6 protein-coding genes are annotated in these 11,902 nt (G+C 66.4%); 4 read left to right on the forward strand and 2 right to left on the reverse strand.

The window, feature by feature from the left end; translation table 11 throughout:
- Positions 1-42 precede the first annotated feature (42 nt).
- Positions 43-2,142: a (Fe-S)-binding protein gene (locus ACLARN_RS42415; RefSeq protein WP_409497143.1), complete on the reverse strand. Its 2,100-nt coding sequence runs from the start codon at positions 2,140-2,142 to the stop codon at positions 43-45.
- A 23-nt stretch (positions 2,143-2,165) separates the two neighbouring features.
- The gene (locus ACLARN_RS42420) at positions 2,166-2,603 is read right to left on the reverse strand and encodes a hypothetical protein (RefSeq protein ID WP_409497144.1); all 438 of its coding nucleotides are present in this window, start codon (positions 2,601-2,603) and stop codon (positions 2,166-2,168) included.
- A gap of 423 nt (positions 2,604-3,026) precedes the next feature.
- On the opposite strand from ACLARN_RS42420, the gene ACLARN_RS42425 reads away from it, so the two are divergent.
- The 4 genes from ACLARN_RS42425 to ACLARN_RS42440 all read left to right on the forward strand — a co-directional run bounded on the left by ACLARN_RS42425 (position 3,027) and on the right by ACLARN_RS42440 (position 11,880).
- Complete coding sequence (locus ACLARN_RS42425) at positions 3,027-3,632, forward strand: hypothetical protein (RefSeq protein ID WP_409497145.1); 606 nt, start codon at positions 3,027-3,029, stop codon at positions 3,630-3,632.
- Positions 3,633-3,712: 80 nt separating this feature from the next.
- Entirely contained in the window at positions 3,713-5,659 is a 1,947-nt protein-coding gene (locus ACLARN_RS42430; protein ID WP_409497146.1) for a flotillin family protein, read from the forward strand.
- On the forward strand, positions 5,656-10,536 hold the full coding sequence (locus ACLARN_RS42435) for a DNA repair ATPase (RefSeq protein WP_409497147.1): 4,881 nt from the start codon (positions 5,656-5,658) through the stop codon (positions 10,534-10,536). The genes ACLARN_RS42430 and ACLARN_RS42435 overlap by 4 nt, the downstream gene beginning before the upstream one ends.
- Positions 10,537-10,839: 303 nt before the next feature.
- A complete protein-coding gene (locus ACLARN_RS42440; protein ID WP_409497148.1) occupies positions 10,840-11,880 on the forward strand; it encodes a DUF222 domain-containing protein in 1,041 nt (346 codons plus the stop codon).
- The last annotated feature ends 22 nt before the right edge of the window (positions 11,881-11,902 follow it).

Below are 11,902 nucleotides of genomic sequence, written 5' to 3' on the forward strand. Positions count from 1 at the left end.
AGTCTAGAGTTCGGCACACCGAACTTCCAACTCTCGTGTGCCTTAAATCTCCGTGGGGGTCCGGCCCTTCTCCTTCACCGTTTCCAACAGGAGCTGGGAGACGTCGCGCACGGTGACATTCTCGCCACGCTGCTCACTCTGCCGCTGGACGAGGCCGTCGTTCAGCATCACGCGGCAGAACGGGCAGCCGGTGACGATCGTTTCGGCGTCCGTGCCGAGCGCCTCGTCGACGCGTTCGAGGTTGATGCGCTTGCCGATCTGCTCCTCCATCCACATCCGCGCGCCACCGGCGCCGCAGCACAGCGAGCGGTCGGCGTGCCGGGGCATCTCGCTCAGCGTGGCGCCGGTCGCGCCGACGAGTTCGCGCGGCGGCTCGTAGACCTTGTTGTGGCGGCCGAGGTAACACGGGTCGTGATAGGTCACCGGGCCGGCGTCGACCGGTTTGACCGGGGTCAACTTCTTGGCGCGGACCAGGCGGTTCAGCAGTTGCGTGTGGTGCAGGACCTCGTAGTTCCCGTCCAGTTGCGGATACTCGCGGCCGAGGGTGTTCAGGCAGTGCGGGCAGGTGGTGACGATCTTGCGTGTGCCCGGTTCGCGGCCTTCGAACACCGCGTTCAGCGTCTCGACGGTCTGCTGCGCGAGCATCTGGAAGAGGAACTCGTTGCCGGAGCGGCGGGCCGGGTCGCCGGTGCAGGACTCGTCGGTGCCAAGAATCGTGTACTTGACCCCGGCCAGATGAAGTAGTTCCGCGGTGGCGCGAACGGTTTTGCGGGCGTTGTCGTCGAACGCGCCCGCACAGCCGACCCAGTAGACGTACTCCACGTCGTCGGCGAGTTCACCGTCGAAGATCGGTACCTCGAAGTCGAGATCCTTCGTCCAGGCGAGGCGGTCGGAGTTGTTCTGGCCCCAGGGATTCCCCTTGGTTTCGAGGTTCTTGAACAGGACGCCGAGTTCGCTGGGGAAGGCCGACTCGATCATCACCTGGTAGCGGCGCATGTCGACGATGTGGTCGACGTGTTCGATGTCCACCGGGCACTGTTCGACGCACGCCCCGCAGGAGGTGCAGGACCAGAGGACGTCCGGATCGATGACGCCGTTGTCCTCCTTGGTGCCGACGAGCGGACGCTCTTCGGGAGCTTCCTTACCGTCCAGGATGTACGGCGCCTTCTCGAAGAGGTGGTCGCGTAGATCCATGATCAACAGCTTGGGGGACAACGGCTTCCCGGTGTTCCACGCCGGGCACTGTGACTGGCAGCGGCCGCATTCGGTGCAGGTGGCGAAGTCGAGCATGCCCTTCCAGGTGAAGTCCTCGATCTTGCCGCGGCCGAAGGTGTCGTCCTCACCCGGATCCTCGAAGTCGATCGGCTTGCCTGCCGACTCCATCGGCAGCAGCGGGCCGAGCGCGTCCGGGAGCCGTTTGGCGGTGACGTTGACCGGCGCCAGGAAGATGTGCAGGTGCTTGGAGTAGAGCACGATCGACAGGAACGCCAGCATCACGCCGATGTGCAGCAGCAGCCCGACGGTCTCCAGCGGCTCGGTGACCGAGGCGCCAAGCGGCTCCAGAAGTTCGCCCACGCCAAGGGAAACCCACGCGCCCGACTCGTACGGGAAGACGCCGACCGCCGCCGACGCGCCGCGGAAGAGGAACATCGTCCAGATCACGTTGAAGATCATGAACAGGATCAGCCAGGCGCCACCGGTGTGCGAGCCGAAGAACCGGGACGCGCGCTCCTTGCGTTCGGGGGCCTGGCGGATCCGGATGATCGCGAAGACCGCGAGCGAGACGACCACCGCGACCGCGATGAAGTCCTGGAGGAAACCCAGTGCCGCCCAGTGCCCGATGAACGGGATGTGGAAGTCGTGGTCGAACAGGGCGCCGTACGCCTCGACGTAGACCGAGCCGAGGATCACGAAGCCCCAGAACGTGAACAGATGCGCTAGCCCGGGGACGGACCACTTCAGCAGCTTGCGCTGGCCGAACACTTCGGCCAGATGCGTTTTCGCGCGGACGGCCATGACGTCCGAGCGTTGTTCGTCCGGCTGGCCGGACCGGATCAGGCGGTAGAGCCAGGCGGCGCGGCGGGCGGCGAAACCGAGCCCGACGACCGTGATGAGCAGACCGAGGATGAGACGAACGAGCACGAGTCCTCCGGGGGAGAATCGGCTCAGTGAGAGCCGGTGTAGTACCGGCACGCCTTGCAGGCGTACCGCATTTTGGCCACTCGCCACCGTTTTCGGTAGGTCTCGAGGTGCCCCGGCCGTGGTGGGTGCACGCCGAGTCTCCGGTGGCGGCGGATCCGCCGCCCCGTTTCGAAAAGTTCGGTCGCCAGTCCGAGATAGGCGCGTCTGAGCGCGATGCCGGCGTCGGTGGTCAGGTCGTCCCGGCAGAACCGGTGCAGCAGGGCGAGGTCGGGGAGGCCGGGACTGGTCGCGCCCCGAAGGTGTTCGACGACGCCGAGGCCGGGATGGCCCGCAGGGAGCGAGAATCGCGCGGGTAGTCCACAATGGACACAGGTGAGCGTGCAACTCAGACATCGGGTGACATGGCGGATCCGCCGTTCGCGCTGATCCCCGTCGATCGTCTCGCGAACGTGCCACCCCAATGGAGCCTCCCAAGACCGTGGTGTGTCCTGTGTCACTCTCAATACTGGAGAGTAGGGCTCGCTTCGATGGCGCGACAGGTCCAACTGGATGGCTTCGGAGCCGCCGGTCGGCGTAACGCTCCGCACCCGCTCGGTTCCCGCCGCCGCAACCAGTCGACTACTTGCGGTGGGGAATGTCCGGCGGATCGCAACCAGGGGACTAAATGCGGCAGCCATCTCGGGTGTCGCGAAAGCCACTTTCGGGACGTCTGATGTCCTGAAAGTGGCTTTCGCGACACGGGCGCTTTCTCCGGTCCGGAGGGGCCCGGGGTGTCGCAACCAGTCGACTACTTGTGTCCGCACGCTTCCGCACACCGTGACCCACTCGTAGCCGAAAACGGCCCGGCAGGCGTCACGCGCTGGTTATAGTCCTGACTCGGGGTAATGGGGGAGGGAACGACGGCGATGGGCGGGTTCGTCACCGCGGCTCTGGGGTTCCCGGCCGTGCTCTTCAGCTTCCTGCTGATCGTGGTGATCGGCTACTGGCTGCTGGCACTGTTCGGCGCTGTCGACACCGACGACTTCGACGGCGGCGACGGGCTCCTGGCGGGCTTCGGCGGGGTCCCACTGTCCATTTCGCTCTCTTTGCTGATCGCATTCACCTGGTTCGCCAGCCTGGCAGGGACGGTTCTTCTCGATGCAATGGAACTTTCGACACCGACGAGGATCTGGTTCGGCTTCGGCGTGCTCGCCGTCGCGCTCGTCCTCGGCACACTCGGGACGAGGGTGATCGTGATGCCGTTGCGTCGCGTCTTCGGTCCCGCGAAAGAACCGAGCAGGAGAGACTTCGTGGGTCGCGCCGCGGTCATCCGCACCTCGTCGGTGACCCATGACTTCGGCCAGGCCGAAGTCGCCGCCGCCGACGGGTCGACGGCCATTGTGGACGTTCGACAGGCGGGGCAAGGCAACCTATCCGCGGGGAGCCGCGTAGTTCTCTATGACTACGACTCCGAAGGCGAGTTCTTCTGGGTCGAGTCCTTGGACATCTGAAGCAGAAAAGGAACACTATGGGTGCCATCAGCGTGGGGGCCGGCGTTCTGATCGCCGTGATAGTTGTCATCCTCCTGGTCTTGCTCTTCACGATCACCAGGTTGTTCAAGAAGGTGCCGCAGGGGAAGGCACTGATCATCTCGAAGGTCCGCCGGGTGGACGTCACGTTCACCGGCGCGATCGTCCTTCCGGTGCTGCACAAGGCCGAGATCATGGACACCTCGGTCAAGGCGATGGAGATCACCCGCACCGGCCGTGAGGGCCTGATCTGCCGGGACAACATCCGCGCCGACATCCGGATCTCGTTCTTCGTGCGGGTCAACAAGACCACCGAGGACGTGATCAAGGTCGCGCAGGCGATCGGCACCGAACGGGCGAGCGACGAGGCGACGCTGCAGGAACTGTTCAACGCCAAGTTCTCCGAGGCGTTGAAAACCGTCGGGAAGCAGCTCGACTTCGTGGATCTCTACACGAAGCGTCACGAGTTCCGCGATCAGATCATCCGCGTCATCGGCACCGACCTCAACGGGTACAGCCTCGAAGACGCGGCCATCGACTACCTCGAGCAGACGCCGATGGCACAGCTCGATTCCGCGAACATCCTCGACGCGCAGGGTATCCGCAAGATCACCGAGCTGACCGCGATCGAGCACGTGCGCACCAACGAGTTCCGCCGCAGCGAGGAAAAAGAGATCACCCGTCAGAACGTGGACGCCCGCGAGGCGATCCTCGAACTGGAGCGGCGGCAGGCCGACGCGGAGATCAAGCAGAACCGCGAGGTCGAGACCATGCGGGCCCGCGAAGAGGCCGAGATCGCCAAGGTGCAGGCGGAGGAGCGGCTCAAGTCGCAGGCCGCGGGGCTGCGCACCGACGAGCAGCTCGGCATCCAGCACCAGAACCAGCAGCGTGAGATCGAGGTCGCGGGCAAGAACCGCGAGCGCGTCATCGCCATCGAGAGCGAGCGTATCGAGAAGGACCGCTTGCTCGAGGTCATCGGCCGCGAACGCGAGACCGAATTGTCCCGGATCGCCAAGGACAAGGAAGTCGAGACCGAGAAGCGGTCCATCGCCGAGGTGATCCGCGAGCGGATCGCGGTCGAGAGGACCGTGGCGGAGCAGGAAGAGAACATCAAGAAGCTCCGCGTCGTCGAAGAGGCGGAGCGTCAGCGCTCGGCCATCATCATCCGGGCCGAGGCGGAAGCGCAGGAGAGCCTCGTCAAGGACATCAAGGCCGCGGAAGCCGCCGAGGTGGCGTCGAAGCACAAGGCCCGCGAGGAACTGACGCTGGCCGAAGCGCGCCAGCAGGCCGCCGAACTGGACACCCGCGCGAGGATCCGCCTGGCGGAAGGCATCCAGGCCGAGGAGGCCGCCATCGGTCTCGCCGCGGCGCAGGTCAAGGAACGCGACGCGGACGCGCTGGAGAAGGTCGGCCGCGCCGAGGCGATCGTCGAACGCGAGAAGGCGATCGTGCTCGCCGACGGGATGCGCGACAAGCTCAAGGGCGAGGCCGAAGGTCTCACCGAGAAGGCGGCCGCGATGGCCGCACTCGACACCGCCAGCCGCCAGCACGAGGAGTACCGCCTGCGCCTGGAGGCCGAGAAGGAGATCCGGCTCGCCGCGCTCAACGTGCAGCGTGAGGTCGCCGAGGCGCAGGCCACGGTGCTGGGCATCGGGCTGGAGAAGGCCGACATCGACATCGTCGGCGGCGAGACGATGTTCTTCGAGAAGGTGATCGGCTCGATCGGCCTCGGCAAGAGCGTGGACGGGTTCGTCGAGCACTCGGACGTCATCCAGACGCTCGGGAAGTCGTGGCTCGACGGGTCGGGCAGCTTCACCGACGACCTGACCAAACTGGTCGGCTCGGTGAGCACCGAGGACGTGAAGAACCTGACGCTGTCGGCCTTCCTGGCCAAGCAGCTGCAGGCGGGCGGCCCGGACAGCGACAAGCTGCGTGAGCTGCTGTCGATGGCGCAGCGGCTCGGCCTCGCCGACACGTCGGTCGCCGCCCTCGCCCCCGCGAAGCAGTGACGGCGACCGAACCGGCGGCAGGAACCGAGCTGGACGCGGGCACCTATGAGGTGCTCCGCGTCCGGCTCGCCGCACAAGCCGCCGAACTGGCGAAACGCGCGGACGAGCTCAACACGGCACGGCTGGGCGTCTTCGGCAGCGCGCAACTCGCGCTGATCGGCACGGAACGGATCCGCACCGCGAACAACTGTGTGCCGAGGGACGTCGTGTCGGTCGGCGGGCGGATGTTGTTCGGCTACAACGTCTTCATCGGGCTCAAGCCTGAGACGACGGTCGACGACGTCTTCTCGCTGCACGGGTTCAGCCATGACGAAGAGGCCTTCCGCTTCGACGACGTGCCCGCCGACGAGCTGCCGGAGCTGTTGCGCGACGAGCGGTTCGTCCGCGACTTCGCCGAGCTGTACCGGTACTACCGGCAAGCGAAGCTGCTGCAACTGCGGCAGGTCGAGGGCAAACTGCTCGCGGTGTTCCAGATCGGTCCGCGGACCGAGGACATCCGGGTGCTGCGCTGGGGTATCGCCGCCGACGGCAAGCTGTCCTATGTGGACAGCAGGGGCGAGCGCGACCACGTTTTCCCGGCGTCGCACGACTTCGAATGGGTCGAGACCAGTCGCGAGCAGCACGTTCTCGGACGGCACCCGCATATCTCGATCGAGGACGAGGTGTTCGTTGAGACCGTCGGCGGCAACCTGACGATCAAGATCGAGAACAACACCGAAAGCGGCGAGGGTGTCTACTCCGAACCGGTCGCCGAGCCGTTACAGAGCTTGGCCGACGCCGAGGTCTCCTACGCCAGGATCGGCCCGCTGATCCTGCTGCGGGTGTTGCCGTACAAGGAGACCGAGCACCGGTACCTGGTGTTCAACACCCGCACGCGGGACGTGGTGCGCCTCGACGGGATCGGGCAGGCGTGCCAACGGCTGCCCGAGGACCACGGGATCATCTTCCCCGGCGGTTACTACCTCGACACCGGTGTCAGCAAGACGTTCGACACCACTGTGGACGGTCTCGAATTCGAGCGCGTGATCCGCTCGCCCAACGGGGAGGACGTGCTCTACGTCTTCCACGCCCGCGCCGACGGACGCTCGCTTCTCCTGCCGTACAACGTGATCCGTAAAGAGGTCTCGAACCCGATCCCGTGCCACGGGTACTCGCTGTTCGACGACGGCACGATGGTGCTGTTCCGCGCGCTGTCCGACGAGCCGAGCCGCGTGCACCCGATGCAGGTGTGGCGGACGCCGTTCCAGTCGGACACCTATGCCGCGTCGCAGCCGGCCGGGACGGGGCCGCTGGAGCGGGTCGGCAACGCCGATCTGGTCCGCGGGATCTCCGACTGCCTCTCGATCGGCCGGATGATCGAGGACATGGCGCCGTCGGCGGCCGTGTTCGAGGCCCTGATCGCCGCGTGCGCCAGGGTTTTCGACCACTACCACTGGCTCGGCGAGGCCGAACTCGGCGATCTGCGGTCGCCACTGTCGGACGTCCGGGTCACCGCCGAGCAGGTGCTCGACGAATTCGAGACGGTCACCGCGCTCACCACGCAGGCGGCCGAAGCCGTCGAAGAGGCCGCCGCCGAAACCGCTTCACTCGTGCGGAGGGTGCGGGGCGAGGCGCTCAACGCGGCCGACGCGTGGGTGCGCAGGCTCGCCGAAATGCACCGTGCGCGCGGCCATCTCGTCACCGTGCGGGAACTGCGTTATGTCGACACCGGCCGCGTGGACAAGCTGATCGCGGACCTCGACACGGAGTTCGGCGAGGCTGCCCAGCGGGCCGTCCGGTTCTTGCAGGGCGAGGACGCGTTCACGAGCTATCACGCCGAGGTGGACGGGCTGATCGCCGCCGCGGGCGCGATCGCGACCGTCGCGGAGGCGGTCCCGGTCGTGGAAAGCCTCGACGAGCAGTCCGGTGGGCTCGAAGTCCTCACCGACGTCGTCGGCGGGTTGGAGATCGCGGACGCCGTGGTGCGGACGAAGATCCTCGAACGCGTCGGCGAGGTCATCGGCGGGGTCAACCGTGCCAGGGCCACTCTCGAAGCGCGGCGCAAGGAACTGCTTGAGACCGAGGGCCGGGCGGAGTTCGCGGCCGAGTTCGCGCTGCTGGCGCAGGCCATCACCGGCGGGCTCGCGGTCGCGGACACCCCGGACCGCTGCGACGAGCAGCTCGGCAGATTGCTGCTACAGCTGGAAAACCTCGAATCGCGGTTCGGCGAATTCGACGATTTCCTGGTGTCGCTCGGCGAGAAGCGCACCGACGTCTACGAGGCGTTCTCCTCGCGCAAGCAGGCGCTGCTCGACGAGCGGGCACGACGCGCGGACAGGCTGGTCGACTCGGCCGAGCGGATCCTCACGAGCGTGACCCGGCGGGTCGGCACCCTCGGCTCGGTCGACGAGATCAACACCTACTTCGCCTCCGATCCGATGGTCGCGAAGCTGCGCAGCGTCGTCGCCGAACTGCGCGACCTCGGCGACCAGGTGCGGGCCGAAGAACTCGAAGGCCGGGTCAAGGCCGCTCGTCAGGAAGCGGGCCGCGCGCTGCGCGACCGGCTCGACCTGTACGGCGAGGGCGGGGAGACGATCCGACTGGGCCGCAACACCTTCGCCGTCAACACGCAGGACATCGACCTCACGCTGGTGCCGCACGACGGCGGGATGAAGTTCGCGATCACCGGGACCGACTACCGGTCTCCCGTGCGGGACGAGTCGTTCGAGGCGACGCGGCCGTACTGGGACCAGTTGCTGGTCTCGGAGTCGCCCGAGGTCTATCGCGCCGAATATCTGGCGACGTCGATCCTGCTCGAAAAGCCGGAACTGCCGGAGACCGATCTGCTCGAGGTCGTCCGGCTCGCCGCGGGGGACCGGTACGACGAGGGTTACGCGCGCGGTGTGCACGACCACGACGCCGCAGCGATCCTGTCCGCGTTGCTGCGGCTGCGTTCCGGCGCCGGATTGCTGCGTTATCCGCCCGCCGCGAGGGCTGCCGCTCAGCTGTTCTGGGCGTTCGGCGCGGAAGAGGCGGCGAAGTCCGCGTGGACGACACGGGCGGCGTCGCTCGCACGGGTGCGGGAGGCGTTCGGGCACACCACGGCGATCGGCTCGCTGGCGCGGGAGCTCACCGAAGCGATGACCGCGTTCGCCGCCTCGTCCGGACTCGCGCTGGACCTCGAATTCGCCGGTGAGTACCTGTTCGAGGAACTGGCCGACGCGTCGCCGGGGTTCGTCACCAGCGGTGGCGCGCGGACCTTGCTTGACAAGTTCCGGCTCGACAGGCGCAGTTTCGCCGAAGACCTGCGCGCACTCGAAGACCTCGCCGACCGGTACCAGCTCGCCGAAGCCTGGCTGACGTCCTTTGTGGACTCGGCGGGCTTGCCTGCCGACGAACTGGCGGAAGCCGTCGCGATCGAACTGGCCGACCTGCCCCGCTACGATTCGTCGGCGGAACTTTCGGCCACTGTGGACGGTCTGCTCGGTTCGCATCCGCGGATCGTCAACCGGTCACTGACCCTGCGGCTCGACGAGACGCTGGCCAGGACGGGGCGGTTCCGGCGTGACCGGGTGCCGGGTTTCCGGGCGTACCAACGGTTGCGCAACGAACTGGTGGCGGCCGAGCGGGACAGGCTGAGGCTGACGGAGTACAAGCCGAAGGTGATGAGTGCCTTCGTACGCAACAGATTGCTCGACGAGGTCTACCTGCCGTTGATCGGCGACAACCTCGCCAAGCAGCTCGGGGCGACCGGCGATGCCCGGCGCACCGACCAGTCCGGCCTGCTGCTGCTCATCTCGCCGCCCGGTTACGGCAAGACGACGCTCATGGAGTACGTCGCGAGCCGCCTCGGCTTGGTGTTCGTCAAGGTGAACGGGCCGGCGCTCGGGCACGAGGTCACGTCGGTCGACCCGGCGGACGCGCCCAACGCGACCGCGCGGCAAGAGGTCGAAAAGATCTCGTTCGCGCTGGAACAGGGCAACAACGTGTTGCTGTACCTGGACGACATTCAGCACACGTCGCCGGAATTGCTCCAGAAGTTCATTTCGCTGTGCGACGCGCAGCGGCGGATGGAAGGCGTGTGGGAAGGCCGGACGCGGACCTATGACCTGCGCGGCAAGCGGTTCGCGGTCTGCATGGCCGGTAACCCGTACACCGAGCAGGGCAAGCGGTTCCGGATCCCGGACATGCTCGCCAACCGTGCCGACGTGTGGAACCTCGGCGATGTCCTGTCGGGTAAGGAAGACCTGTTCGCGCTGAGCTACGTCGAGAACTCGCTCACCGCGAACACCGTGCTGGCACCACTGGTCTCCCGCGAACGGTCCGATGTGGACATTCTCGTGCGACTGGCCCGCGGCGACGGCGCCGTCCGGGCGGATCAGTTGAAACACGCGTACTCGGCGACCGAACTGGAGCAGATCCTCGCCGTACTCCGGAAACTGATCCGGATCCAGCAGATCGTGCTGAAGAACAACCAGGCCTACATCGCTTCGGCGGCACAGGCGGATGCGTCCCGGGTCGAACCGCCGTTCCAGTTGCAGGGTTCGTACCGGAACATGAACAAACTCGCGGGCCGGATCGTGCCCGCGATGAACGACGCCGAACTGGAAGCGCTGATCGACGACCACTACGCCGGTGAAGCGCAGACGCTGACCTCGGGTGCCGAGGCCAACCTGCTCAAGCTGGCGGAATTGCGCGGACGGCTGAGCGCCACGGAGGCGCAGCGGTGGGCGGACGTGAAGGCGGCTTACCTGCGGGCGCAGGCGTTGGGCGGCGACGACGAGGACCCGATGAGCCGGGCGGTCGGCGCGGTAGGCCTGCTGGCGGACCGGGTCGGTGCGGTGGAAGCGGCCATCGAACGGGCTTCGGAACGGATGGTCGTGCGCGAGGTGACCTGAGGGCGGCGCGCTGTTCGGTGTTCGGCTTTGGCTGGGCACCGAACAGTCCCATTGCCGAAATGCGGTGACGGCTTGCCGTGTGATCCGCAGTTGTCGGTGGTTGGTTGTCGTACTCGATTCGCTGAGCAAGGTCGGCGACTTCCCACTACCGATCGGCGATGTCGCACTCGACACGAACTGAACGCGTTGCGCCGAACAGTTCCATTGCCGAAATTCGGCAATGCCTTGTCTTGGTCGTGTGGTCCGAAATTGTCGGTGGCTGGTTGTAGGTTTCTTGGCGTGGACATTCATAAGGCCACGTCTGTGGCTCTACTCGAAGACATAACGAACCCGAGAGTCTTGGAGGAAATCAACACGTCATTGACGGTTTTGGATGACAGGGATTCCGTTGCTGTGGCGGTCGCGGCGTCGGAGGGCATCGCGCGTCTGGAAGCGATCCGGTTCCGTGCGCTGGCCCAGCTGAACCGCCACCGGGACGGTGCGAGAAGTGTGACACAGGAAGTCGCCTTCGCACTGTCCGTTATGGACAATCATGCGGGTGAGATGGTCGCTGCCGCCGACGCGTTGACCACCCGCCTGCCCCGCACCCTGAACCTGATGGACCAGGGGAAGGTGAGTGGGTTCGGGGCGATGAAAGTCGCCGCCGCCACCGCGTGGCTGTCCGACGAGGACGCCCTGGCCGCGGATGCTCTGCTGGAGGAACGGTTGCCGGGAAAGAATTCCGAGCAGATCCGGAAAGCGGCGGGTCACGCGGCGTCCACGGTCGACCGCGACGGCGCCGACAAGCGGTCCGAGCACCATCGTGGCGGCCGTCGGTTGGCGGTGCGGCAGGGTGAGACAGGGGTGGCGTCGATCGAGGTCGAAGATGGCCCCGTCGAAAAGGTGACCGCCGCCTACACCCGGATCGATCGTCAAGCACGGGCCCTCAAAACCGGGGACGAGACTCGCACCCTCGACCAACTGCGCGCCGATGTCGCCCTTGATCTCCTTCTCGGTGGCCAGGGCGGGGTGAGTGAACGCACGGAGGTATTCCTCTATATGGACCTGTTCACCTACCTCGGCCTCAACGACGACCCCGCGGAACTCGCCGGACACGGCCACATTCCCGCCTCACTCGCCCGCCATATCGCGACCGGCCCGAACACCGTCCTGCGCCGCATCATCACCGACCCACTGTCAGGGCAAGTGCTGGATCTCGGCCGGGACCGGTACCGGCCCACCGCGGGCCTCGGCGAATATGTCCGGGTCCGGGACCGTGAATGCCGAAGACCCGGCGTGCGCCACGAGGCGCTGTCAATCAATGTGGAGGTGAAAGACCTGCACCATTGTTATGTCGCATCATAGCGGTGATAGCTGAGGGCAGCGG

The organism is Amycolatopsis sp. cmx-11-12, assembly GCF_046269425.1.
In the GTDB taxonomy this organism is placed as follows: Bacteria; Actinomycetota; Actinomycetes; order Mycobacteriales; family Pseudonocardiaceae; genus Amycolatopsis.